The 24,025-nt window shown below is 67.1% G+C and carries 19 protein-coding genes; 10 read left to right on the forward strand and 9 right to left on the reverse strand.

Going from position 1 to position 24,025, the window contains the following annotated elements; all coding sequences use genetic code 11:
• The first annotated feature begins 8 nt into the window (after window positions 1-8).
• The gene (locus tag B2W22_RS21800; protein ID WP_175137888.1) at window positions 9-923 is read left to right on the forward strand and encodes a 3-keto-5-aminohexanoate cleavage protein; all 915 of its coding nucleotides are present in this window, start codon (window positions 9-11) and stop codon (window positions 921-923) included.
• 63 nt (window positions 924-986) lie between these two features.
• Window positions 987-1,763, forward strand: a complete 777-nt coding sequence (locus B2W22_RS21805) for an SDR family oxidoreductase (RefSeq protein ID WP_218342821.1) — start codon at window positions 987-989, stop codon at window positions 1,761-1,763.
• Between the two features lie 37 nt (window positions 1,764-1,800).
• Here the strand turns inward: B2W22_RS21805 and B2W22_RS21810 are convergent, their stop codons facing one another.
• Both B2W22_RS21810 and B2W22_RS21815 read right to left on the reverse strand, forming a co-directional pair.
• Window positions 1,801-3,105: a YbfB/YjiJ family MFS transporter gene (locus B2W22_RS21810; protein ID WP_286939532.1), complete on the reverse strand. Its 1,305-nt coding sequence runs from the start codon at window positions 3,103-3,105 to the stop codon at window positions 1,801-1,803.
• A gap of 177 nt (window positions 3,106-3,282) precedes the next feature.
• On the reverse strand, window positions 3,283-4,158 hold the full coding sequence (locus tag B2W22_RS21815; RefSeq protein ID WP_286939533.1) for a LysR family transcriptional regulator: 876 nt from the start codon (window positions 4,156-4,158) through the stop codon (window positions 3,283-3,285).
• A 171-nt stretch (window positions 4,159-4,329) separates the two neighbouring features.
• Here B2W22_RS21815 and B2W22_RS21820 point away from each other — a divergent pair, with 171 nt between their 5' ends.
• From B2W22_RS21820 to B2W22_RS21830, 3 genes are all read left to right on the forward strand, one after another.
• Window positions 4,330-4,911, forward strand: coding sequence for a sigma-70 family RNA polymerase sigma factor (locus tag B2W22_RS21820; protein ID WP_286939535.1), 582 nt, complete (start codon window positions 4,330-4,332; stop codon window positions 4,909-4,911).
• Window positions 4,908-5,900: a FecR family protein gene (locus B2W22_RS21825; RefSeq protein WP_286939536.1), complete on the forward strand. Its 993-nt coding sequence runs from the start codon at window positions 4,908-4,910 to the stop codon at window positions 5,898-5,900. Before B2W22_RS21820 ends, B2W22_RS21825 begins: the two co-directional genes overlap by 4 nt.
• Before the next feature lie 251 nt (window positions 5,901-6,151).
• Window positions 6,152-8,509 carry a TonB-dependent receptor gene (locus B2W22_RS21830; RefSeq protein WP_286939650.1) on the forward strand — a complete coding sequence of 786 codons (2,358 nt, stop codon included), beginning with the start codon at window positions 6,152-6,154 and terminating at the stop codon, window positions 8,507-8,509.
• Window positions 8,510-8,525: 16 nt separating this feature from the next.
• Here B2W22_RS21830 and B2W22_RS21835 read toward each other — a convergent pair whose 3' ends face one another.
• From B2W22_RS21835 to B2W22_RS21855, 5 genes are read right to left on the reverse strand one after another with little or no spacing between them, the layout of a single operon-like run.
• The gene (locus B2W22_RS21835) at window positions 8,526-10,628 is read right to left on the reverse strand and encodes a TonB-dependent receptor family protein (RefSeq protein WP_286939537.1); all 2,103 of its coding nucleotides are present in this window, start codon (window positions 10,626-10,628) and stop codon (window positions 8,526-8,528) included.
• A gap of 32 nt (window positions 10,629-10,660) precedes the next feature.
• A complete protein-coding gene (locus B2W22_RS21840) occupies window positions 10,661-11,101 on the reverse strand; it encodes a CopD family copper resistance protein (protein ID WP_218342825.1) in 441 nt (146 codons plus the stop codon).
• Complete coding sequence (locus B2W22_RS21845; protein WP_286939539.1) at window positions 11,098-11,796, reverse strand: ATP-binding cassette domain-containing protein; 699 nt, start codon at window positions 11,794-11,796, stop codon at window positions 11,098-11,100. The genes B2W22_RS21840 and B2W22_RS21845 overlap by 4 nt, the downstream gene beginning before the upstream one ends.
• Complete coding sequence (locus B2W22_RS21850; protein WP_286939540.1) at window positions 11,789-12,568, reverse strand: ABC transporter permease; 780 nt, start codon at window positions 12,566-12,568, stop codon at window positions 11,789-11,791. Before B2W22_RS21850 ends, B2W22_RS21845 begins: the two co-directional genes overlap by 8 nt.
• The gene (locus B2W22_RS21855; RefSeq protein WP_286939541.1) at window positions 12,565-13,569 is read right to left on the reverse strand and encodes an ABC transporter substrate-binding protein; all 1,005 of its coding nucleotides are present in this window, start codon (window positions 13,567-13,569) and stop codon (window positions 12,565-12,567) included. The genes B2W22_RS21850 and B2W22_RS21855 overlap by 4 nt, the downstream gene beginning before the upstream one ends.
• 57 nt (window positions 13,570-13,626) lie before the next feature.
• Between B2W22_RS21855 and B2W22_RS21860 the strand changes: the two genes are divergently transcribed.
• Window positions 13,627-14,340, forward strand: a complete 714-nt coding sequence (locus B2W22_RS21860) for a Crp/Fnr family transcriptional regulator (RefSeq protein ID WP_286939542.1) — start codon at window positions 13,627-13,629, stop codon at window positions 14,338-14,340.
• 118 nt (window positions 14,341-14,458) lie between these two features.
• Window positions 14,459-15,193 (forward strand): DUF1971 domain-containing protein, encoded by a 735-nt coding sequence (locus B2W22_RS21865; protein ID WP_254594909.1) that lies wholly within the window; start codon window positions 14,459-14,461, stop codon window positions 15,191-15,193.
• 18 nt (window positions 15,194-15,211) lie between these two features.
• On the opposite strand, the gene B2W22_RS21870 is transcribed toward B2W22_RS21865, so the two are convergent.
• The gene (locus tag B2W22_RS21870) at window positions 15,212-15,910 is read right to left on the reverse strand and encodes a response regulator transcription factor (protein WP_175122404.1); all 699 of its coding nucleotides are present in this window, start codon (window positions 15,908-15,910) and stop codon (window positions 15,212-15,214) included.
• Window positions 15,911-15,988: 78 nt separating this feature from the next.
• Between B2W22_RS21870 and B2W22_RS21875 the strand changes: the two genes are divergently transcribed.
• The 3 genes from B2W22_RS21875 (at window position 15,989) to B2W22_RS21885 (ending at window position 23,029) form a co-directional block, all read left to right on the forward strand.
• A complete protein-coding gene (locus tag B2W22_RS21875) occupies window positions 15,989-18,028 on the forward strand; it encodes a sensor histidine kinase (protein ID WP_286939544.1) in 2,040 nt (679 codons plus the stop codon).
• 289 nt (window positions 18,029-18,317) lie between these two features.
• Window positions 18,318-21,338: an autotransporter domain-containing protein gene (locus tag B2W22_RS21880; RefSeq protein WP_175122406.1), complete on the forward strand. Its 3,021-nt coding sequence runs from the start codon at window positions 18,318-18,320 to the stop codon at window positions 21,336-21,338.
• Between the two features lie 176 nt (window positions 21,339-21,514).
• Window positions 21,515-23,029 (forward strand): argininosuccinate lyase, encoded by a 1,515-nt coding sequence (locus B2W22_RS21885; RefSeq protein WP_286939545.1) that lies wholly within the window; start codon window positions 21,515-21,517, stop codon window positions 23,027-23,029.
• Window positions 23,030-23,082: 53 nt separating this feature from the next.
• Here B2W22_RS21885 and B2W22_RS21890 read toward each other — a convergent pair whose 3' ends face one another.
• Window positions 23,083-23,985 carry a LysR family transcriptional regulator gene (locus B2W22_RS21890; protein WP_286939546.1) on the reverse strand — a complete coding sequence of 301 codons (903 nt, stop codon included), beginning with the start codon at window positions 23,983-23,985 and terminating at the stop codon, window positions 23,083-23,085.
• Between the last annotated feature and the right edge of the window lie 40 nt (window positions 23,986-24,025).

Consider the following 24,025-nt stretch of genomic DNA (forward strand, 5'->3'; position numbering starts at 1 on the left):
GAACTCGCATGGCCAAACGCAAAGTCATCGTGACCATTGCCCCGACCGGGGGCATGGCTCTGAAAAGCCAGAATCCGCACCTGCCGACGCAGCCCGCGGAGATCGCGGAGGATGTCTACCGCTGCTATAACGCGGGCGCCAGCGTGGTGGCGCTGCATGCGCGGCGTGCGGATGATCTGGCGACGTGCGACGCCGCCGTCTACCGGAAGATGAACCAGCTGATTCGCGAGCGCTGCGACATCGTGCTGAACAACTCCACGGGCGGTGGGGTGCATGGCGACATGGTCGCCGAGACCTCGCCCGGCACGTGGGAGATTCTGTGGGAGGAGCGTCTGAAGGGCATGGACGCGGGCGCGGAGATGTGCACGCTGGACGCCACCACGCTGAATCTGGCGTTCGGCGACCGCGAATACCTGATGAACACGCCGCTCAGCAAAGGGCGCGAGCTGGCCGTCGGCATGAAGGCGCGCGGCATCAAGCCCGAGTGGGAGGTGTTCAGTCCGACGCACATCCTGCAGGACGTGACGACGCTGATCAACGAGGACCTGGACGAAGGCCCGCACTTCATCAACCTGGTCATGAACGTGCATCGCAACTTCCAGAACGCCATGCCGTTTTCGCCGCGGCATCTGCAGATGATGGTGGACCTGCTGCCCAAGAACAGCGTCTTCTGCGTCAGCGGCATCGGGCCGTCGCAGTTGGAGGCCAACATCAGCGCGCTGCTGCTGGGCGGCCACGCGCGGGTCGGGCTGGAGGACAACCTGTATTACCGGCATGGCGAACTGGCCACCAACGTGCAGTTGACCGAGCGTATCGTGCGCATCATCCGCGAAATGGACATGGAGCCGGCCACGCCCGCCGAGGCGCGAGAAATCATGGGCTTGCCCCTAAAAAGCGGCATCCGTCCCGAGTTCGCGCTTTGACGTAACCGTCTGGCGGCGCGGCGCACGAGCCGCGCCGCCGCCACTTGTACATCGGGACATGACATGACCGAATCATTGAAAGGCGCCCGCGTGCTGGTCACCGCGGGCGCGCAGGGCATCGGACTGGCGATCGCGCGCAGGTTTGTGGATGCGGGCGCCGACGTGCATATCTGCGACGTGGACGAAGGGGCGCTCAAGGCGGCGCAAGAAAGCCTGCCCGCGTTGAGCGTCAGCCGGACGGACGTGTCTGATGAGACGCAGGTGCTGGCGATGTTCGAGGCGCTGGGCGCGCGGTGGGGCGCCTTGGATGTGCTGGTCAACAATGCGGGCGTGTCCGGGCCGACCAGCCGGCTCGAGGACACGACGCTGGACGCCTGGCGCAACACGCTGGACGTCAACCTGACCGGCACGTTCCTGTGCGCGCGCAGCGCGGTGCCGCTGCTGCGGGCCGCGGGCGGCGGCGCCATCGTCAATATCTCGTCCGTGGCGGGGCGCCTGGGCTTTTCTTTGCGTTCGCCTTACAGCGCCAGCAAGTTCGGGCTGGCCGGGCTGACCCAGACCTGGGCGATGGAGCTGGGGCCGTCGAACATCCGCGTCAATTCGGTGCTGCCGGGCGTGGTGTCGGGCGACCGCGTCGAGCGCATCATCGCCGCCCGCGCCGAAGCCGGCGGGGTCAGCAACGATGCGATGCGCGAGCAGCTTGTGGAAAAGGTGTCGCTGCGCCGCATGACGCGTCCGGAAGACGTGGCGAATCAGGTGGTGTTCCTGTGCTCTGAGCAAGGGGCGATGATCAGCGGGCAGAGCATCTCGGTGTGCGGGAATGTGGAGTATCTGGGATGAGCCTTCGTGTACGCCCGGCAGGCGCCGGGCGTGCGTGTCATCGGCAATCGGGCGCGGGGCCGCAGGGCTGGGGACTGCCTTGCAGCAGCCGGCCGATCAACTTTTCCACCGCGCCGGCCTCGGCCAGGACCGCGATGATCAGCGCCGCCGTGCCGATGACGAACATCGTCCGGTGCTGGCCGCCGCTGGCGCTGAACACGGCCGAGTAACCGTAACCGGCCAACGCCTGGAAGGTCGCAAAGCTGACTGTTGCGCGGCTCCAGGCCTGGTTTTGCGCAAAGGCATCGTGCGGAATCAGGTTGTGGATGCGCGCCAGCGCCAGGGGCACGATGCCCGGCGGGAAGGTGCCCGCCACCAGCGCGGCGGCGCCCAGCAATGCATGGTGGTGGCTGAAGCTCAAGGCGCCCATCGCGATCGCCTGAACAGCCAGCACGACGCGCAGGGCCTGGCGCGGGCCAAGCCGATCGCCCAGCCAGCCGTAAAGCGGGGGGCCTACCATTGCGCCGACGCCGTAGAGAATCCAGAAGCGCGCGCCGGCCGCGGCGCCCGCGCCCAGGCCGCGCTCGACGAAGTCCACCAGGAAGACCATCGCCGGGACCAGCGCTACGGCCATCAGCCCATACTGGCCGAACAGCAGGATCACGCCGGCGCGGTGATCGGAGGGCTGGCGGGCAGGGGAAGGCGTGCCCGCCACGGGGTCCGCCAACCGGCGCGACGCGGCGCCATGCGCTGGCCACGCACGCCAGGTCAGCAGGGTCAGCGCGGCCGAGATGGCGGCAAGACCCAGCCATGCCGCCTGCAGCCCCATGCCCAGCAGCCACGGCACGACCGTGCCGGAGCCTGCAATGCCGACGCCGATGCCCAGGAAGATGGCGCCGCCCGCCAGTCCGCGCCGCGCGCGCGGCACATGCGGCAGGATCGTCGCGGCCGCCAGCACCATGATGGCGCCGCCCGCGATGCCCGAGGCAAGACGCCAGCCGAAGAACCAGCCGATCGACAGCGGCAGGCTGCACGCCGCAAAGGCCAGCGTGACCAGCGCCATCATGACGCGCAGCACCTGAGTGCTGGAAAAGCGCCGCGCCAGCGGCTGGCCGATGAGCGCGCCGATGAGATAGCCGGTCAGGTTGGCAGCGCTCAGGAACACGACGCTGGACGAGGAGAACCAGTGCGCCTGGATCAGCGCGGGGACCAGCGGCGCGTAGGCGAAACGGGCCAGGCCGATGCTGGCCAGGCTGGCGGCGAACCCGGCAAGGACGTACCGCCATGCAGCGGTGCCTGCTACGGGCGGTGTTGCCACGGGAGTTGGCGTCGCGGCGGGGGCGACGGCGGATGAATGCGACATGGGGAACCTCACGCTTCGAATGCCGGGCGAAACCGACCGGCCTGCGAAAAAGTATAGGTAGCCAGCGCGCTGCAATCACGCAGCGTTTTGCAATTCGACCAATGCAAAAATGCGGCAGTAATTGCGGGCAATAACCGCTGGCAATAACCGCTGGCAGTCGTCGCTGACTGTCGCCGCCTATTGCGGCGGCGGGTCGAACTGCTTTGCGACGGCGTCGATGAATGCCCGCACCCGGGCCGTGTGCCGCAGGTCCTGGTGCGTCACCAGCCACACGGGAAAGCCGCCTGCGCGTTCGCGCGCCGGCCACAGGCGGACGAGTCCGCCGCGTTCGGCCATGGGCACGGGCAGTTCGCCGATGCCGATGCCGTCGGCAATCATGGCGCGCAGCATCAGGCTGGAATTGGCCGTGGCCACGATGCAGCCCGACTGGGCCGGTTCGCCGACGATGGTGGGCGCGCGGCCGCCTTCGAGGTAGGGCTGGTAGTACACCAGGTCATGCCCTTGCAGGCCCTCGCCTTCCGACGGCGTGCCGCGCAGTTCCAGATACTGCTCGCTGGCGTACAGGCCCACTGGCCAGCGGGCCAGTTGGCGCGCGACGAGATCCGGGTTCTCGGGCTTGATGTTACGGATGGCGATGTCCGCCTCGCGCCGGGCAAGGTTGGCCATCTGGGTCGACACGTTCAAACGGACACGCACGGCGGGGTGCTGCACGTGCAGCACCGCGATGGCTGGTATGACGAATTCCATGGCCAGCGAGTCGGTCGTCGCAACCTTGACCTCGCCTTCCAGCCGCCCGTCCGTGCCTTGGGCCTGCCGCACCAGGTCGTGGGCAAATTGCTCCATGCGTTCGGCGGCGCGCAGCACGCTTTCACCCGTGGGCGTGAGCGTGTATCCGGTGGAACTGCGCAGGAACAGCGTCGCGCCCAGGGTGTGTTCCAGCGTGGCGATGCGCCGCCCGATCGTGGCCTGATCGACGCCGGCCACGCGCGCGGCGCGCCGCAGCGTGCCTTCCCGTTGCAGCGCCAGAAAGATCCTTGCATCGTCCCAGTTCATCGCTTCCTTCGCGGCTGTGTGCCGGCTTCGCCGGGCCCGTCGGGGCAGCGGGATTATCGCCTAAACCCCCGTTGCCAAACCTCGCCACCCCGGTCCATAATCTGCGCTTTGTTAATTGATAACCGTTCGCATTAATAAGCAATGTGAGCGGTATCGCGTGCGGGCGGGATCGTGAGCGGATCGGAAGGGGCACCCCAGGACTTCGAGAGCCTATACGGCAATCACCACGGCTGGCTGCTGGCCTGGGTGAACTGGCGCCTGGGCAACGCGGCGGACGCCGCCGACCTGGCGCACGACGCGTTCGTGCGCCTCTTGACGCGCCCGTGCAAGTTCGACAACGCCCGCCATGCCCGGACCTATCTGCGCCGGATGGCCAACGGCATGTGCATCGACCTGTGGCGCCGCCGCGACCTGGAGCAGGCCTGGCTGGACGCCCTGGCCGCGCAGCCCGAGCCCACGGTGTCCTCGGCCGAGGATCAGGCCATGGTGCTGCAGGCCCTGGGCGAGATCGACGCGATGCTGCGCGGATTGCCGCCCAAGACCGCCCACGCCTTCGTCATGGCGGTGGCGTGCGAGATGACCGACCAGGAAGTGGCGGACGTGCTGGGCGTGTCGGCGCGCATGGTCCGCAAGTACGTCGCCCAGGCCATGCTGTGCTGCATGCAGCTTGAGGCGCGCCTGGCGGCAGGACATGCGGACGAGCCGGCCGGCCTGCCGCCGTTGCCCGCGGCATTGCAGGCGGCCGCCTCATGAGCGCCGCGCAGGCGCGCGAGCCCTCTCATCGTGCGATGGAGCAGGCCGCCGAGTGGTATGCGTTGCTGCGATCCGGCGATGCGTCGGCCGCCGAGCGCCAGCAATGGCAGCAATGGATCGACCGCGCGGCGGAACACCGCGAGGCCTGGGGCTACGTCGAACGCATCGGCCGCCGCTTTTCCCCGCTGCAATCCAGTCCTGACCGGGACGCCGCCGTGACGGCGTTCGGGCAGGCCGCGTCGGCCCGGCCGCGCGCTCGCCGGCAACTGCTGCTGGGGATGGCGGGGGCCCTGGGCATCGCCAGCCTGGGGTGGACGGCGTGGCGGCAGACGCCCTTGCCCCTGGCGGCTTCGACCTGGGGCGCGGACCATCGCGCGGGGCTGGGCGAAACGCGCCACGTCGCGCTGGCCGATGGCACCCAGGTCTGGCTGAAGGCGCTGAGCGCGTTCGATGTCGACTATGGCGCCACGTTGCGCCGCCTGCAGCTTGTTGCCGGAGAGCTGCTGATCCAGACCGCCGCGGACCCGATCCGTCCCTTTGTGGTCGACACCGCGCAGGGCCGGCTGCAGGCGCTGGGTACGCGTTTCACCGTGCGTGGGGAGGACGACGGCGTGGTGGTGGCCGTGCACGAAGGGGCCGTCCGGGTCGACACGGCCGGCAGCCGCGCCAGCGGCATCGTGCCGGCGGGGCGACAGGCGCGGTTCACCGCGGACACGTTGGACGGCTTCCTGCCGGTGGACCCGGCCCGCGAGGCCTGGACGCGCGGCGTGTTGGTGGCCGACAACACGCCGCTGGCGGACGTGGTGGCCGAATTGCGCCGCTATCACTTCGGCCACCTGGCCGTGGCGCCGGAGATCGCGCGGCTGCACGTCTTCGGCAGCTATCCCATCCGCGAGACCGACCGCGCGCTGGACATGCTGGCCTCGGTTTTGCCGGTGCGCGTGCGCCGCACGATGCCCTGGTGGATCAGCCTCGAAGCGCGCGCCTGAAAAAATTTTCCGCGAAACGGTTCCGGGTTTTGCCCGCTCGTTCGAATAAGGACAGTAAGAGCCGCTCGCGCCCTGCAATCCGCATGGCTGGCGCGCCGCTCTCCCTTCCAGAACTTACGCACGAGAGCACAGGTCCCGTCATGTCCCACCGTCCTACTTCCGCCGCCGCGGCCTTTCCCGTGAACCGCGCGCGCGCCTTGGCCTTCCGTCGCCGCCGCATTCCGTCCTGGGGCCTGCCGCTGGCCCTGGCGATGGCCGTTTCCGCGGTCTGGGGGCCGACGGCCCACGCGCAGGCCGCGCCCGCGTCGACCGGCGTGGCGGATCTGATGACGTTCGACATTGCCCCCGCGCCGCTGAATCAGGTGCTGACGCGGCTGGCGAACGCGTCCGGCATCCTGCTGGCCGCGCAGCCGTCGCTGGTGGCCGACCGCCAGAGCAATGGCGTGCGCGGCCGCTATACCCCCCATCAGGCGCTGGAGCAGGCCCTGGCCGGAACGGGATTGCGCGCCACGCGCGAGGCGCCGAACGAGTACCGCCTGAGCGTTTTGCCCGCCGGCCAGACCACCACGCTGGAACCCGTGACGGTGACGGCCTCGGGGCTGGCGAGCGGCTTGCCGCCCGTCTACCCGGGCGGCCAGGTGGCGCGCGGCGGACGTCTGGGCCTGCTGGGCGACCGCGACGACATGAGCACGCCATTCAGCGCGACGCAGTACACCGCCAAGCTGATCGAGGATCAGCAGGCGCAGAACATCGGCGACGTGCTGGTCAATGACCCCACCGTGCGCAATACGTACTCGCGTGGTGCGGGGCGCGATGAGTTCAACATCCGCGGGTTCACGCTGTTCAATTACGACGTGTCGTTCAATGGCCTGTACGGCGTGTCGCCGCGCAATTCCAGTTCGCTGATCGGGGTAGAGCGCGTGGAAGTGCTGCGCGGTCCCAATGCCTTGCTGAACGGGATGGCGCCCTACGGTTCCGTGGGCGGCTCAATCAACCTCGTGCCCAAGCGCGCGGGCGCCGATCCGCTGAACCGCTTTACCGTGTCGTACATCGGCGACAGCCAGTTCGGCGCGCACGCCGACCTGTCGCGCCGCTATGGCGAGAGCCAGGAGTGGGGCGTGCGCCTGAACGTGGCCGGCAGCAGCGGCGACCTGCCGATGGACGGCGCGAAGGAAGACCTGGGCGCCGTGGCGCTGGGCCTGGACTACCAGGGCGAGCGCCTGCGCGTGGAAGGCGACATCAACTACCAGAACCGCACCACCGATGCGCGCAGCGGCCTGCTGTTTCCGCCGCCGTCGGGCGTGGACATCGGCCGGGCGCCGGACGCGCGCCGCAATTTCTTTCCGTCGTGGACCTATTGGAAGACCAAGGAATGGTCGGGCGCGCTGCGCGCCGAGTACGACGTGTCGCCGGACTGGACCGTCTACGGCGCAGTGGGCGCGCGCAAACACGACTTTGAAAGCATGCAGACCAGCTGGCTGATGCTGAACGAAGCGGGTGATATCGGCGCGGTGCCGGCCCGCCTGAACGAGTCGCTGCTGAGCAAGACGGGCGAAATCGGCGTGCGGGGGCGCCTGCAGACCGGCCCGCTCAATCACGAGCCGGCGCTGAGCGCCAGCGTGCTGGACATCGACTATTCGGCGGCGCGGATCCGGTCCAGCACGGTGTTTTCCAACATCTACAACCCCGCGGACCTGCCCAAGCCGAACATCGCGCGGCCGTCGGATCTGCCGCGGGCCAGCGATTCCCGGCTGGTCAGCATTGCGCTGGCCGACACGATTTCGATGGCCGACGACCGCGTGCAGTTCATCGCGGGCGCGCGCCACCAGCGCGTGGAGTCGACCAACTTCGACGCGATGACCGGCCGCCAGACGTCGAACTACAACGAGTCCGCCGTCACGCCGGCGTTTGCCTTGACCGTCAAACCTACGGAGCGGCTGGCGCTGTATGGCAATTACATCGAGGGCCTGAGCCAGGGCGGGACGGCGCCCGAAGGCGCCGTCAACGCGGGTGAAGTGTTCGCGCCTGAAATCTCCAAGCAGTTCGAACTGGGCGCCAAGTACGATTTCGGCCAGTTTGAAACGACGCTCAGCGCGTTCCAGATCGAGCGTCCCAGCAGCTATCTGGATCCTGCCAGCCTGCGCTACGTGTCCAATGGCAAGCAGCGCAACCGCGGGCTGGAATTCCTGGTGCAGGGCGAGCCGACGCACGGCGTGCGCCTTTTGGGCGGCGTGGCCTATACCGATGCGCGCCTGACGCGTACCGAGGGCGGCGTCAATGACGGCAATCGCGCGCCGGCCGTGCCGCGTCTGCAATTCAACGCGGCAGCCGAATGGGACACGCCATTCGTGCCGGGCCTGACGCTGACCGCGCGGATGCTGCGCACCAGCTCGCAGATCGTCGACGTCGCCAACACGCAGGAGATTCCGGGCTGGACGCGCTTCGACGTGGGCGCGCGCTATGCCTTCAACGCCAACGGCAAGCCCGTGGTCATCCGTGCGATGGTCGAGAACGTGCTGAACAAGAACTACTGGCAGTCCGCGGCGCGCGAAGGTCTGACGGTCGGCGCGCCGCTGACGGTGCTGTTGTCCGTGAGCACGGAGTTCTAAGGCAAACGGTCCGCCATCAGAACTTGTACGCCACGCCCGCGCTGAACGCGCGGCCGTTGCCCGGCAGGAAGATGGGCATGGCGGGCGTGGCCGTGTTGCGGATGGCGTAGCTGCTGGCGTAGGTCTTGTCGGTGAGGTTGTCGGCCGTGACGTAGCCGCTCCAGTGCGCGTCGTGCTCGTAGGCGATCTTGAAGCCAAGGAGCGCATAGGCTTCCTGCTGCGTGCCGGGCGCGTTGGCGTGGTTGGTCTCCGTGTCGCTCATCAGCCAGCGCACGTTGGGGCCGAAGCGCCAGCCGCCGATGCGGTACATGACTTCGGCGCTCAGCAGATGGCGCGGCACGCCGGCGATGCGGTTGCCTTCGTATTGGCCGTTGCGGAAGCGGAAGTCGCTGAGCGTGTAGGCGATGCGGTAGTCGAACATGCCTTCGCCGGGCGAGGGCAGCGTGCCGGACAGCCCGGCCTCGATGCCCTGGTGGCGCGTGCGGCCGTTGTAATTGTAGGTGCCGGCGGGCGTGCCGTTTTCGTTGGTGACCGACATCAGCTCGTCGTCGACCTTGCTGCGGTACAGCGACACGCTCCAGTGCTGGTCGCGGCCGGCGACGGTGAACGTGCCGTCGCCGCCGACTTCATACGTGAGCGCGCGTTGCAGGTCCAGCTTGCTCATGGAGGTGCTGGCCGTGGCCGGGTTCATCGGCGCGGCGACTTCGCCGTTGACGATTTCCCAGAAGGTCGGCACTTCGTTGCTGCGGCTGACGTTGGCATACCAGCGCTGCGATGCGGCCGGCTGCCAGATCACGCCCAGCTTCGGCGTGGCGTAGCGCCAATCCTGATCCAGCGTCTTGCCGCTGTTGCGCTCGTGCGCGTCGCGCACCGCGACGGTGTATTTGACGTCACCCACCACGCTGAACTGCGGCGTCAGGTGCCAGTCCACGCCCACCATCGCGCTGCGGTTCTCGGCGCGCAGGTCGTAGTTGCCGAAGCGTTGCAGGCGCTGGCCGTCGGACGGGCGGATGGCGTACAGGTCGCGGTCCATGTTGCTGCGCTGCCAATCCAGGCCGGCGCGGTAGTCCACGGTGCCGATCTTGCCGTTCAGTTGCCAGGCCAGGCCGTAGGTGTCGCTGTCGGTCACGTTGGCGACCTGCGGATTGGTGAAGTCGTCGTTCGTGTGCTGCCAGTAGACGCCGGCCGTCTGGTTGAAGGTCTCGGTGCCCCAGAAGCTGCGGTTGGCGAGGCGGAACTGGTTGGTGTTGCGGTGCGGGTCGCGGTTGTAGACGTTGTTGGCAATGTCCTGCGGCGAGTTGCCGTCGCCCAGCACGCTGCGCGGGTCTTCGACCATGCGCGCCTTCGGGATAGGCTGGGGAATGTCGAACTTCAGGTCGGTGTACGAAAGATAGGTGCGGTTTTCAAACAGGCCGCGGCGGAAGCCGACGTTGCCCTGGAAGCTGGTGCGTTCGGACGACGACTGGTGGCGATAGCCGTCCGACTTGTCGTAGCCGAAGGCGAAGCGGCCGTCGAAGCGTTCGTCCTGAAAGCCTTTGGCCAGCGTGACGTTGCGGGTGCCGAAGCTGCCGCCGCCTAGCCGGATGAAGTCGCCCTGCGTGCCGGTGAGCGACTGGAAGTCGACCTCGCCGCCCAGCGTGCTGGCGCCGGGGGCCAGCGCATTGGCCCCGCGCCGCACGGCGATGATGCCGGCATTGCGTGGTTCGAGCAGGCTGATGATGAAGGAACCGTCCGCGTCGTTGAGCGGCAGACCGTCCTGCATCAGCAGGATGCCGCGCGACAGCGGGTTGCTCTGGATGCCGGAGCCGCGGATGTTCAAACGCGGCTGGTCCAGGCCCCCAAAGAATTCCTGCACGATGACGCCGGGCTGGTATTCCAGCGCGTCGCGCAGCGTGATGAGACGCACGGCCTGCTGCGGCTGGATCAGGTTGGTGCCGCCGGGCACGGCCTGCAATTCGGCTTGCGTGCGTTGCACGCTGGGTTCCAGCGCATTGGGGATGGTGGTCCCGGAAACGACGACGGGGGCCAGCGACGGCGCATCCTGCGCCATGGCGACGGACAGCCCGAGGGCGCTCAGGGTGAGGGTGGATGCGAGCTGGCGCAGGACAGGGGTAGACATCAGATGGATTCCACGAAGGACGGGCCTGGGCGTTACCAGGAAATGTGAAACATGGTCTTGGCCAGCAACACGATGCCGGCCATGTGACAGAACACGCTCAGATGCACGCGTGAACGGAGCGCGGCGTGCAGGCGTTGGCGGCGCGCCAGCGTCATGGCCGTGATGACGTGCAGCAGCACGCTGCCGGCCAGCGCCATCTTCAAGAGCAGCAAGGCGGCGAAGGCCGAGCTGCCGGGGCTGGCGAGCACGGCGCGGTAGTGCCAGGCCATGCCCAGCCCGCAGGCGTAGAGCACGACCAGGACCCAGGGCATCACACGTCGCACGCGCGGCGCCAGTTGCTGCGACAGCGCGCGGCGCACGTCGGCGGGCAGGCGTCTGGCGACGGGTTCGAGGAACAGCACTTCGAAGATCACGGTGCCGATGAAGATCAGCGCGGCGAACAGATGCACGATGTGCAGGGCGAGGTAGGTCATGGTTGCTTCCTTGAGTCGAGCAGCAGGGCGTGCAGGCGTTCGGCGTCGGCGGCGCGCTGCGGGCTGCCAATAGACCCGCTGAGCGAGACGGGTTCGAGGCAGCCGTTGCCGACCATGACGCAGCGGTCGACCAGGCCCAGCAGTTCCTGCGGGTCGTGGCTGATGCAGATGAGGGCCGCGCCCAGGCGCGCGACTTCTTCGTGGCAGCACGCGGAGAGCTGGCGGCGCAGCGCGGGGTCGAGCGCGCTGAAGGGTTCGTCGAGCAATAGCAGGTCGGGCTCAAGCGCCAGCGCGCGGGCCAGCGAGACCCGCTGCGCCATGCCGCCCGACAGCTCTCCCGGCCAGGCATTGCCCGCGCCCAAGAGCCCGACCCGGGCCAGCCATTCATCCGCTTTCGCGCGGGCGTCGGCCATGCGCAGGCCGGTGGCGCGCAGCGGTAGCGCCACGTTGTCGCGCGCATTGCGCCAGGGCAAGAGGCGCGGCTCCTGGAACATCAGCACCGGATGCCGGAACGTGTTGCGCAGCGTGCCTGCCGTGGGCGCGAGCAGTCCCGCCGCCAGACGCAGCAGCGAGCTCTTGCCCGCGCCGCTGGGGCCGGCAAGGCCCAGCCGCTCGCCGGCCGCCAGCCGTAAGTCGATGCGGGCCAGCACGGGCTGGGCGCCAAAGCGCAGCACGAGGTTTTGCATTTCAAGCATGGCTCGGCTCCATCCAGCGTCCCAGGCGGCGCTGCAACGGTTGCAGCAGTGCAAATTCCAGCAGGGCGACCAGGCCGAAGATCAGCAGCACCCACGCAAAGAGTTCGGCGGTGTCGAACGTGCTGCGGGCATTGGCGAGCGCATAACCGACGCCGTTCTCCGCGCCCAGCACTTCGGCCATCACCACCAGGCGCACGCCGCCGCACAGGGCGATGAGCAGGGCGGCCAGAAGCGGCGCGCTGAGCGCGGGCAGGTAGAGGTGGCGCAGGCGCAGCCACGGGCCGTAGCGATAGACGTGCGTCATCTCCATCAGCCGCCGGTCCACGTGCAGCATGCCCTTGACGGTGTTGACGTACATGCCGGGCGCCATCATCAGCGTGGTGATGAAGATGACCATGGGCGATCCCATGCCGAACCACAGCATGGCCAGCACGACCATCACCACGGGCGGCACGGCCATCAGCAGCCAGCGCAAAGGTTCGATGAGGCCACGCAGGCGCGCGCTGTGCCCGGCCAGCACGCCGAGCGTGAAGCCGATGGAGGCGCCGGCCAGCACGCCCACGCCGATGCGCATCAGGCTGACGCCTGCGTTGGCGAAGAACTGTTCGCTGCGCACGAGGGGGCCGATGGCGCGCAGCGCGTCCCAGGGCGTGGCCATGAGCAGCGGGCCAAGATGGCGGGCGGTCAGGTGCCATGCCAGCAGCAACAGCAGGACGCCGGCCACGCTCCAGCCGCGCGACGTGCGCGCGGGACTTGCGGCGGGGGCGCTCATGGTCCGTAGAAGCCGACAGGGGGCAGCTCGCCGCCGATGGCCTGCGGAAAGCGGCTGGCCAGCAGGCGGTACAGCGCTTCCAGCTCGGGACGGGCATCGTGGGCGCTGCGGCTGTCCAGCCGCGTGCCGCGAATCGCAGTCACGACAGCCGGCGCGGGCAGGTGCGGCAGGTGTTCGCGCACGAGGTCGGCGCAGGCTTCGGGGTTGGCCGCGCACCAGCGCGCCGACGCGGCGTAGGCGGCGTCCACCGCGCGGCACAGCGGGGTATCGTCCGCCACGCCTGCGCCGGCCATGACGCCGGCTTGCGGCAATGAAGGCTGTTGGGGAAAGCTGCCGCGCCACGCGGCTTCCAGGCTCTGGCCGCGGTGCAGCGCCATGCCGCCGGCCTGTTGCGCGCGCCACAGCAGCAGCGAGGCCATGGGTTCGACGAGCAGCACGCTTTCCGCCTGACCACTCAGCATGAGGGCGATGGCGTCCTGGCCGTCGCGGGTGCGGCGCAGCGTAACCGGCGCCAGGCCTTTGTCGGCCTGGGCCTGCAGCAAGGTGTCCAGCAGCACGGCGGGAAGATCGCGCTGGAAGGGCGCGACCAGCTCGCGTCCCGCCAGGTCAGCGAAGGTCTTGATGTCGGGATTGCGGCTGACGAGCCACAGAATGCCCCAGACCGAGATGTTCAACAGGCGCACCGGCATGCCGCGGTTGTGCAGCAGGGCGGGCAGGGTGCTGGGCGCCGCGCTGAACTCGACGTCGCGGTTCACCAGCAGCGTGCGCAACTGGTCCGGCGTCTGCCACAAGCGGAAGCGCAGCTTGTCGGTGTGATCGGCCAGCGCGCCGGTGGCCGCCATGTGCATCAGCGGATAGCTGACCACGGCGCCCGGTCCCGCGAGGGTCAGTTGGGCCCGGCGTTCGAGCGTGGCGGCCCGGACAGATGCAAGGCGCGGCAGGAGGGCGGCGCCCAACGCCGCGGCGCAGAAGCGGCGGCGGGTGTGCTGAGGTGAGGTCATTATTCTAAATAGGAACTATTATCGTTTTATTCTCACACTCAAGCCGAACGACCCAGAATGACAAATATCAATGTGCTCGAGCCGCGCGCGGCGGCCGTCCGCCTGCTTGCACAGCATCCGCTGCTGGCCGGATTACCGGCGGGCGTGGCCGACGATCTTCTGCTCGATGCGAGCGTGCTGCGGGCGCCGGCCGGGCAGATCCTGTTCGGCGAAGGCGACGAGGCGCGCCACTACCTGCTGGTCGAGACCGGGCAGGCCGAGGTCATGCGCTACAGCTACAACGGCGACGAGCGCGTGTTCCGGGTTTTCGAGCCAGGGCAACTGATGGCCGAGGCCGCGATGTTCATGCCGCACGGCCGCTATCCGATGCAGGCGCGCGCGCGGACGGATGTGCAGTGCTGGCGGCTGGCTCGCACGAAGCTGCACGACGCGTGCCGGCGCTGGCCCGATCTGGCGCTCAAGCTGCTGGCCGGTATGAGCCAGGCGGTTTATGACCAGGTGAACAAGGTCGACTGGATGACGTCCAGTTCTGCAGCGGAACGGCTGGCGAACTACCTGATGGGGCTGCAGGAACGGCAGGGCGCCACGCTGACGCTGCCGCTGAACCAGCGCCAGCTTGCGGCGCATTTGGGCATACGCGCTGAAACGCTGAGCCGGCTGCTGAACGACTGGCAGGCGCAGGGCTATATCAGCGGCAAGCGTAGCCAGTGGGTGGTGACTGATCCGGCCCATCTGGCCAGCCTGTCGATGACGGCGAAGCGGCCGTTCTGACACGCTCAAACGCACGCGTGCGCCGGGATCGGGCGCGCTTTTTATGCGGTCGCGTGACGTGAAAAGGCGCGCGCGCCAATGACCTTCGTCATGTGACCGGACGCGCGGCGTGCGGAGAATGGCAGGCGTTCTCACGTCCAAGCGCTTCCCGCCTTTCATGCCTTTCACGCCGCAATCCGAACCCGCTAGCCCGACGCCAGCCCCCACCGAAGACGACATCCGCAGGCTGGTCCACACCTTCTACGCCAAGGTGCGCGAAGACGAGGTGCTGGGTCCGATTTTCAACGCGCGCGTGAAGGACTGGGACCATCACCTGTCGCTGCTCTGCGATTTCTGGTCGTCGCTGGTGCTGGGTACGCGCCGCTTCAAGGGAGCGCCGATCCCGGCGCATGCGCGCATTCCAGATCTGTCGTGGCCGCTCTTTGAACGTTGGCTGGCGCTGTTTCACGCCACGACGGCGGCGCTGGGACACGCGCAGTTGCAGACGACGGCGGACGCAATGGCCGATCGTATCGCGGCCAAGCTGTGGGCCGTCTGGCAGGCGCGGGCGGACATCGCCAGCCTGCCCGACCGCTTGCCGCCCGGCGTGCAGCCCTATATGGACAGTCCCGTGTTCACGCCGGACAACCTGCCGGACGCGCTGAAGGCGGCGCATTCCACCAAGCCCGGCACGTGGGGACTGTTGAAGGTGCACGCGGGCGTGCTGCGTTTTGTGCTGGACGATGCCCCGCATACCGAAGCCGTGCTGACCGCGGGCCAGCAGGTGGTGATCGAACCCGGCGTGCGGCATCACGTGGCGTTTGAACTGCCGGGCCGCTTCGAGATCACGTTCTGCCGGGCGGCCGAAGCCTGATGCGCGGCGCGGCCGGGGTCAGTCCTTGACCTTTGCAGGCTGATAGAAGCAGTAGCCGCTGCTGCGCAGTGTCTTGACGGGCAGCGTCTGGCCGCTCAGGGCTTCGACGCGGCGGCGCAGCCGGCGCATCTGCGTATCGAGCCGGCGTTGATCGTAGTCCAGGTAATCGGCGCCCAGGGCTTCGACGATCTGCCGGCGGCTGATGTTTTCGCCGGGCTGGCTCATCAGGCAATGCAGCACGGTCAGGTCCTGCTGCGACAGCGGCATGGCCGCCGCGCCAGGAATGTGCAGGCGGCGGGGGCCGATTTCAAGCAGCCAGCTCAAAGGCGGCTGATCCCGGCCCGGCTGAGGCAGCCCCAGCCGGCGCACCAGCGCGGCCAGCGTTGCAGCCAGTTCATCCAGGTCGCAACCCTTGCCCAGATAATGGTCGGCGCCCATGCCCAGGCCCGAAATCCGGTCAGGGCCGGTCTGGCGCGCGCTGAACACCACGATGCCCACTTGCTGACCTTCCTGGCGCAGACGTTGGATCAGGTCCAGGCCGCAGCCATCCGGGAGACCGATGTCGATGACGGCCAGATGATGGCGGGCGGGGTCGAAGCGCTGGTCGAATTCCTGCAGGCTGGACGCGCACGAGGGGGCGTATCCCAACTCTTCGAGGAATTCGCCGAGCTCCTGACGCAGCACGGGTTCATCTTCGAGCAGGATCACTTCAGGCATGAGGCGCCTGAGGAATGCAGCGTGAGGGGCTGGTGTAATCTGCCGGGTTGCACGGAAATGCTGCGTAGATTGCGATTGATGAAACGGGAATGTTACTCCAGGGCCACGCTGTGGCTGACGCTGCTGGCCTGCCTGTTCGCGGGCCTGCTGGCCGCGGCCGCACCGGCGCGCGCCGAGCCGCTGCGCCTGGATGGCTTCCATAGCGTCCAGGACGCGGCCGGGCATCTTGAGCGCCTGATCGATCCCGATGGCGAGCTCGACGTGGGAAATGCCGCCAGCGCGAACGGCTGGACGCCGCTGCCGGGCAGCCTGAGTGCCGGCTTCACGCCCGCGACGATCTGGCTGCGCCTGCCCGTGCAGGTCGATAAGGTCATGCACGGCGGCTGGATGCTGCGCCTGACCAACGCACTGCTGGACGACGCGCGCATCTACGTGGGCCATGGCGGCGGCTGGACGATGCTAGGACGCAGCGGCGAGGATCTGGCGCGGCGCAAATGGCCGGTGGACTATCGCAGCCCCGTGATCCAGTTCAATCCGTCCAAGCCAGGCGAATACGTCATCCTGGTGCGGCTGCAAAGCAAGAACGCCATGGCGACGCGGCTGGAAGTCTGGCAGCGGCTGGCGTTCGACAACCAGTCGCGCCGCGAGGGCCTGTTGTTCGGGCTGTATTTCGGCTTCTATCTGCTGCTGATCTGCGCGCACGCGGCGTTCTGGCTGGTCACGCGCGCGCCGATGAGCGGACTGTTCCTGGCCTACATCGGCAATTGCGTCTTCAACGAGGTGCTGTCGCTGGGGCTGGTGCAGCAGTTGACCGGCCTGCCGGTAGCCTGGAGCGATCGGCTGCTGGGCGTTGGCATCGCCGTCAGCCTGCCGGTGGCGCTGCGTGTCGCGTTCCGCCAGTTGAACCTGGAAGCTTTGTATCCGCGCGCCGTGCGCTGGCTGGACTGGCTGTTCTGGGGCATCGCCGCGATCTGTTCCGCGCTGATCGTGACGGGGCACTACGGCGCCGGCATGCAGCCGATTCAGGCGCTGGCGCTGCTGGTGATCGTGGGATTCACGACGCTGGCGGCTTATCTGCTCAAGCGCGGCTGGCGGCCGGCCCGCTTTTTCGCGTTGGCGTTCGGGGTGTTCTACCTGGGCGTGCTGATCGCTTTCCTGCGCAACCTCGGGGTGTTTCCGGTCAACGCCTTTACCGAATACGTCTCCACGCTGGGCACGATGCTGCACATGCTGCTGCTGAGTCTGTTCATTGTTGGCCGTTACGAACGCCGCCGCCGCGTCCGCGAACTGCAGCAGGCCAACCTGGCGGCCGATCTGGCACGCCAGCACAGCCACTGGCTGGAACGCGAAGTTGCGCTGCGCACGGCCGAAATGCAAGGCGAGATCGAACGCCGCGTCGCGCTGGAGGGCGAGCTGCGCACGTCGCTGGAAAAGGAACGGCAGATGTTCACGGAGCAGCGCGAATTCGTGGCGATGGTGTCGCACGAATTCCGCACGCCGCTGGCGATCATCACGACGTCGGCGCAGCAGCTTGGTCGCAACCTGGCTGCGCCACTGGAGAAAAGCCTGGCGCGCTGCGCCAACATCCGCAATGCGGCCACGCGCCTGCTGGCGCTGGTGGACGAATACCTGACCGATGACCGCATGCGTGAACCGCGCGCCGAGCTGCGCATGACCCGGTGCGATCTGCCGGCGCTGCTGCAGGACCTGGCGAGCGAGTATCCGCCGGGGCGGGTGCAAAGCACCTACGAGACGCCCATACGCGCGCTCGATTGCGACGCGGGCATGCTGCGGATTGCCCTGCGCAATCTGCTGGCCAATGCTGACCGGCATTGCGAGGCAGGTGGAAGGGTGAGCGTCTTGGTAAGCGAAGAGGGGGACATGCTGCGCATCGCCGTCTCCAATCCTGGCAGCCGCATTCCGCCTGCCGAGCAGGAACGGCTGTTCCAGAAGTACTACCGCGGCCACAACGCCATGCGGCATCCCGGGGCGGGCTTGGGCCTGTATCTGGTGAGTTCGATTGCAGAGCGGCTTGGTGGATCCGTCGCGCTGGCGTCGGCCGGCGGTGACGAACCGGTGTCTTTCTGCCTGGATTTGCCCCACGCCGCAGCAGCCTGAACGCGTGGTCGGCGCACTAATCGGGACGTCGCGGCGCGCGATTGTTGCGTGAACGCATCTATTTGTTTCAGGCGACGCCATGGGTAGCTGCATTCAAAATCGGGAAAAGCGCGCGATTCTCTGCCTAATTTGCGCGATTTGAGGTGGGGGATTCTCGGATCTTACAAATCGCTCAGATTTGCTCAGATTCCGTTTTGCAATGATCGGTACATTTCAGACACGAAATTTACATGGTCACTACAAAATGTCTCGCCGCTTCCCGCTTACTCGTATTGCTGTATTGCTTAGCTTGAGCCTTTCGCCTATTGCCACCCCGTACGCGCTGGCGCAGATCAGCCCGGAGTATTTGCAGGATGGATACGCGGATCCCCTCGTGTTTGGCAACATCGAAAACACGGCGTCCTCCAACTATCCCTACATTCGCCTGCAAAGCGGTGCGGTGCGGAATGGCGACCTTATCAACAGCGCGCGCCTGCAGGGCGGGTACTACGACGGCTCCTTCTCGGTGGAAGCGTCGACGCTGAACGGAAACATCCGCAACGAAGCCAACAGCACGGCTTACGGCGTGGGTCTCGCCCAAGGCAAAGTGAGCGGCGACATCGTCAACAACGGCGATCTCTACGGCCGATACATCATCTTCGGTTTTGCAGGCGTCTCGCCCATGGCTCAGCCGTCGAGTTCCAGCGTGACGATCACCAGCCACAGCACCGTCGGCGGCAAGATCATCAACAACGGAACCATCTATTCCGACAGCAACTCCGTCGTTTTCCCGACGAGCGGACTGGCGATTGAAATCTCGAACAGCAGCGCGGTCAACGGCGGCATCGAAAACAACGGCACGATCAACGGCGGCATTCTGGTCACGGACGGCTCTGCCGTGAACAGCGACATCGTCAACATCGGCACCATCAACGCGAACAACATCGCCTCCTCGTCCATGCCGGTGAACAATCTGGCCCTGGAACTCAGGAATGCCAGCACTGTCACCGGCAACATCGACAACAAAGGCACCCTGAACGGCGGCATCCTGATCGGCGACAATTCGCACGTGAAGGGCGACATCGTCAATGCCGGCGTCATCTACGCGAGCTCGCCCTCCCCGATCTTCCCGAGCAGCAATCTGGCGGTGGAAGTGCGCAATGGCAGCACCGTCGACGGACGCATCGAAAACTCGCAGACCATCAACGGCGGCATCATGGTGAGCGGCGGCGCCGAAGTGACGGGCGGCATCGTCAACAGCGGCTCGATCCTCGCCAACACCTACATGTTCGCCTCCAGCAGTGTCGCGGTCGACGTCGAGGGCGCCGGCCAGCCGATGGTGATCACGAACACCGGCACCATCATCGGCGACGTGCGCCTTGGCGCCTCCACGTTGAATATCGACGGCGGCAACATCTATGGCGCCATCACCGGCGAGGACAACCAGCACAGCTTCCTGTTTGCCAGCGGCGGCGGCACCAGCACGGTGAACATCAACACCAACTATGCGCCCCAAGGCAACATCACCGTCGGCGCCGTGAACGTCGCAGCGGGCAAGACGCTCACGCTGTCCGGCACGAAGGTCAATGGCCTGCTGACCGTGAACGGCACCCTGGCCGGTTCCGGCGATGTGGGCAACACGACGCTGGCGTCGGGCGCAACGCTGTCGCCGGGCACCGCCGCGAAAACGGGCCACGTGATGATGTCGGCCATGACGCTGGCGCCGATTGGGTCGATCGGCATCATCCCGACCAATTCCGAAATCGGCACCGTGACGGTGAACGGCGACCTGACCTTCATGCCCGGCTCGACCTACCGCGTCGATGCAACCGACGATGGCAAGAGCGACCGCGTGAACGTCACGGGCACGGCCAATCTGGCCGGTAACGTCGTGCATATCGGTTCGGGTGGCACCTACGCCGCATCGACCGCCTACACGATCCTGTCTGCCAACAGCGTGAACGGCAAGTTTGGCGGCGTGTCCAGCGATCTGGCTTATCTGCAACCGACGTTGAACCAGGAAGGCAACGACGTGGTGCTGAAGCTGGACATGAAGCAGGTGCCCGTGGACCCGGACCCGAAGCCGACCAATCCGGACCCCAAGCCGGCCGAGCCGGACACCAAGCCCAGCCCGGGCAAGCCCGTCGACAACGGTGGCGGCAACACGGACAGCGGAACCCGTCCGATCGAGTTCGCCGACCTCGCGGTGACCGGCAACCAGCGTTCGGCGGCGAATGCGGTGCAAACCCTGCCCAAGACCAGCTCGCTGTACACCCGCGTCCTGAACCTGCCCAACGGCGCGCCGGCCGGCGTGTTCGCCGATCTGTCGGGCGAATCGTTCGGCAGCAGCGTGTCGGCGATGCAGAACGTCAGCAACAACGTCGCCAGCCTGCCCACGGCACAACTGCGCGCCAACATGAACGCCGGCTTCATCCCCGGCCCGCCCACGGCGCAAGTCGGCCGCGGCGACGCCTCCATGCTGCCGCGTTCGAACGCGCAGCCGCTGTGGGCGCAGGCCTTCGGCAACTGGCGCTCGATGGACGGCAACGGCAACGTCGCCAAGTCCCGTGAGCGTGATGTCGGCATCTTCGTTGGCGGCGACCACGGCGTGGGCAACGGTTGGCGCCTGGGTGGCGCGTTCGGTTACACCGACAGCCGCATCACCGTGGACGACCGTTCGGCCAAGTCCGACGTGAACAGCTACAGCGCGATCCTGTACGGCGGCAAGTCGTTCGAAGCCGGCTCGGGCAAGATCAACTTCACCGCTGGCCTGGCCTACACGTGGCATGACATCGACAGCAAGCGCAACATCAACGCGGCAGGCCAGTACCAGGAACTGAAGGCTGACTACAGCGCCAGCACCGGCCAGGTCTTCACCGACGTCGGCTACGCGATCCCGCTGAACGACCGTGTCACGCTGGAACCGTTCTTCGGCGCCGACTTCAGCGACCTGCGCACCCGCGGCTTCTCGGAGTCGGGCGGTGACGCCGCGCTGAGCGGTCGCAGCAGCACCAACAACGTGGGCACCACCACGCTGGGCCTGCGCGCGCAGACCACGTTTGACGTGAAGGACACCGCGGGCCGTCTGCGCGGCATGCTGGGCTGGCGCCATGCCTACGGCGACGTCAATCCGGAAGCCACGATGTCGTTCGACGGCAGCCAGCCGTTCACCGTGGCGGGCAACCCGCTGGCGCGTGACGCGGCTGTGATGGAAGTGGGCGTGGACCTGGCAATGAGCAAGAACGCCACGCTGGGCCTGGCTTACTCGGGTCAATTCGGCGACGGCAACCGTCAGAACACCGGCACCGTCAACGTGAGCTGGCGCTTCTAAGGCATTCCGTCTCGGCGGATGCGAAAGGCCGGCCTCTTCGGAGGCCGGCTTTTTTTGCGTCGGCGGCCTATCTTCGCTCAGCCCGTTGTCAGGCGCCCGCGCCTCCGTGCAATACCGGGTGTCCGGCGAAAACGCGCTCCGATACACTGTCCGGTCACCCCTATAACGAGAACGCCATGAGACAGTTTCTTCCGACCCTGGGCGCCGCCCTGGTGCTAACGCTGGCCGGCAATGCGGCCACCGCGCAGCAATCTCCGCCGCGCGACCCCTTCTTCTGGTTGGGAGAAATCAACAAGGCCACCACGGTCATCAATGCCGACGAAGGCCTGCTCGACAAGTCCATGGCGCCACGCCTGGCGGCTGGCGTCGCAAAAGTCATCCACGACGGCAACCAGCCCGGCGCCAAGCGGCCGGCCACCGTCATCACCTTTGAACCGCTACTGATCAAGGCCGCTGGCGAAGACATCACCCTGCTGCACGCCGGCCGTTCCAGCCAGGACATGCACGCCACCTACCGCAGCGCCATCCTGCGCGACAAGCTGCTGGATCTGGCGGACCAGTTGAATGCCACATCCACCACGCTGGTGGAGCTGGCGGCCAAGCATGCGGGCACCATCGTGCCCAACTACACCAACGGCGTGGCCGCGCAGCCCAACAGTTACGGACACTATCTGCTGGGTCAGGCCGCGGGTCTGGCGCGGGACGCGCAACGCATCCGCGAAGCCTACGTCCGCATCGACCGGTCGCCTATGGGCACCACCGTGCTGAACGGCACGAGCTGGCCGCTGGACCGCAAGCGCATGGCGCAATACCTGGGCTTCGAGGCGCTGGTCGACAACGCCTACGATGCCTCGCAGATCTCGTCCATGGACCAGCCCGTCGAGGTCGCCTCCATCGTCACCAGCATTGCGCTGCGCACGGGCAATTTCGTCGAGGACGTCATGACCCAATACGCCCAGTCGCGCCCGTGGATCCTGCTGGAAGAAGGGGGCGGCAACACGTACGTGTCCAGCGCCATGCCGCAAAAACGCAATCCGGGCCTGCTCAACGACACGCGCAGCGACGCGTCCACGGCTGTGAGCTTGGCGATGGGGCCGGTCCTGCAGACGCACAACATCACGCCGGGCATGAGCGATCCCAAGGACGTGAAGCAGAATTCCGCGATGGTCGATAGCGGCATTTCGGCGCTCAAGCGCTGGGACCGCGTGCTCAAGGCCATGGTCATCAGCCCCGACCGTGCGCTGGAAGAGCTGAACAGCGACTGGACGGCCTCGCAGGAGCTGGCGGACGTGCTGATGCACAAGTACAAGCTGCCGTTCCGTGCGGGCCATCACTTTGCGTCCGAGGTCGTGTCGTACGCCAAGGCGAACAACATCAAGCCGCTGGATTTTCCGTATGAACAGGCGCGCCGCATCTATGCCGATGCGATGAAGGACTCGAAGTACGGCACCGACCTGCCGATGAGCGAAGCCGAGTTCCGCTCGACGCTGGATCCTGTGGCCATCGTGAAGAACCGCGCCACCATCGGCGGTCCGCAGCCCAAGGAAATGGACCGCATGATCCAGGCCGCGCGCGAACAGCTGGCCGCGCAGGACAAGTGGATCAAGGCGCGCCGCGCGCATATCCGCGATTCGCTGGCGGAACTGGACAAGAAGTTCGACGCACTGGTGGCCAGCGCGCCCAAGCAATAACGCCCGCCGGCGGAATTTGTGCGCACTGCCGGCGCGCTCCTCGCTGGGCGGACCTATCGGAGAGCGCCCGTCCCGCAAGCCTGAAGCACGATGCCGCGCAGCCAGCGATGGGCGGCATCGCCGTCCATTCGCGGGTGCCACAGCATCGACACCGTAAAGGGCGCCATTGCGAACGGCAGCGCAAAGCTGCGCATGCCCTCGCGCATCATGGCGGTGTGCCGATCGGGCACCGTGGCGATCATGTCGGTTTCGCGGACCAGCGCCAGCGCCGTTGAATAGCTGCCCGCAATCGTGGCGATCTGGCGCGCGCGGCCGGCCTGCGCCAGGGGTTCATCCATGGGGCCTGATTCCCGTCCGCGGCGCGATATCAGAATGTGGCGCGCCGCCAAATAACGCGTCAGCGTGACGTTGCCGCGCGCCAGCGGATGGGCGGCGCGCATGACGCCGATGTACCGATCCTGAAAAAGCGCGCGCGTGCGCAGTTCAGGACTAGCCGACTCGCTCACCACCCCGGTTTCCAAGTCCACAGCGCCTTCGCGCAGCGGCGCGCTGTTCTTGTCCAGTTTCTGCATGAAGCGCAACCGCACCCCCGGCGCTTCGTCGTCAATCAGCGCGAGCAGACGCGCGCCAAAGTTTTCTACGAAGCCATCCGTGACGCGCAGCGTGAAGGTGCGAACGAGCGATGCAGGATCAAGGTCTTGCGAGGGACGCAGCACGGCTTGCGCATCCCTGACCAGCCCGCCGACCTGCTCGCGCAGCGCCAGCGCCCTTGGCGTGGGAACCAGACCACGTCCAGCGCGCACCAGCAGCGGATCGCCCGTGGTGTCGCGCAGCCGCGCCAACGCGCGGCTCATGGCGGAAGGACTCAGGCGCAGACGCCGGGCGGCGCCGGCCACGCTGCCCTCGGAGAGCAGCGCATCCAGGGTGATGAGAAGGTTGAGGTCGGGCGCGGACATGCGGCAAACGTAGCACGCCGGCGAAAAACGCGCCGGGATC

Source organism: Achromobacter sp. UBA4530 (assembly GCF_002388205.1).
In the GTDB taxonomy this organism is placed as follows: Bacteria; Pseudomonadota; Gammaproteobacteria; order Burkholderiales; family Burkholderiaceae_B; genus Achromobacter; species Achromobacter animicus.

What these genes read in the sequence shown, in the direction of transcription:
- B2W22_RS21815 (WP_286939533.1), bottom strand. Translation starts at nt 4,158, where the DNA reads ATGAACTGGGACGATGCAAGGATCTTTCTGGCGCTGCAACGGGAAGGC.
- B2W22_RS21845 (WP_286939539.1), bottom strand. Translation starts at nt 11,796, where the DNA reads ATGCTTGAAATGCAAAACCTCGTGCTGCGCTTTGGCGCCCAGCCCGTG.
- B2W22_RS21850 (WP_286939540.1), bottom strand. Translation starts at nt 12,568, where the DNA reads ATGAGCGCCCCCGCCGCAAGTCCCGCGCGCACGTCGCGCGGCTGGAGC.
- B2W22_RS21855 (WP_286939541.1), bottom strand. Translation starts at nt 13,569, where the DNA reads ATGACCTCACCTCAGCACACCCGCCGCCGCTTCTGCGCCGCGGCGTTG.
- B2W22_RS21825 (WP_286939536.1), top strand. Translation starts at nt 4,908, where the DNA reads ATGAGCGCCGCGCAGGCGCGCGAGCCCTCTCATCGTGCGATGGAGCAG.
- B2W22_RS21860 (WP_286939542.1), top strand. Translation starts at nt 13,627, where the DNA reads ATGACAAATATCAATGTGCTCGAGCCGCGCGCGGCGGCCGTCCGCCTG.
- B2W22_RS21890 (WP_286939546.1), bottom strand. Translation starts at nt 23,985, where the DNA reads ATGTCCGCGCCCGACCTCAACCTTCTCATCACCCTGGATGCGCTGCTC.
- B2W22_RS21870 (WP_175122404.1), bottom strand. Translation starts at nt 15,910, where the DNA reads ATGCCTGAAGTGATCCTGCTCGAAGATGAACCCGTGCTGCGTCAGGAG.
- B2W22_RS21885 (WP_286939545.1), top strand. Translation starts at nt 21,515, where the DNA reads ATGAGACAGTTTCTTCCGACCCTGGGCGCCGCCCTGGTGCTAACGCTG.
- B2W22_RS21805 (WP_218342821.1), top strand. Translation starts at nt 987, where the DNA reads ATGACCGAATCATTGAAAGGCGCCCGCGTGCTGGTCACCGCGGGCGCG.
- B2W22_RS21840 (WP_218342825.1), bottom strand. Translation starts at nt 11,101, where the DNA reads ATGACCTACCTCGCCCTGCACATCGTGCATCTGTTCGCCGCGCTGATC.
- B2W22_RS21875 (WP_286939544.1), top strand. Translation starts at nt 15,989, where the DNA reads ATGAAACGGGAATGTTACTCCAGGGCCACGCTGTGGCTGACGCTGCTG.
- B2W22_RS21865 (WP_254594909.1), top strand. Translation starts at nt 14,459, where the DNA reads ATGGCAGGCGTTCTCACGTCCAAGCGCTTCCCGCCTTTCATGCCTTTC.
- B2W22_RS21800 (WP_175137888.1), top strand. Translation starts at nt 9, where the DNA reads ATGGCCAAACGCAAAGTCATCGTGACCATTGCCCCGACCGGGGGCATG.
- B2W22_RS21810 (WP_286939532.1), bottom strand. Translation starts at nt 3,105, where the DNA reads ATGTCGCATTCATCCGCCGTCGCCCCCGCCGCGACGCCAACTCCCGTG.
- B2W22_RS21830 (WP_286939650.1), top strand. Translation starts at nt 6,152, where the DNA reads ATGGCCGTTTCCGCGGTCTGGGGGCCGACGGCCCACGCGCAGGCCGCG.
- B2W22_RS21835 (WP_286939537.1), bottom strand. Translation starts at nt 10,628, where the DNA reads ATGTCTACCCCTGTCCTGCGCCAGCTCGCATCCACCCTCACCCTGAGC.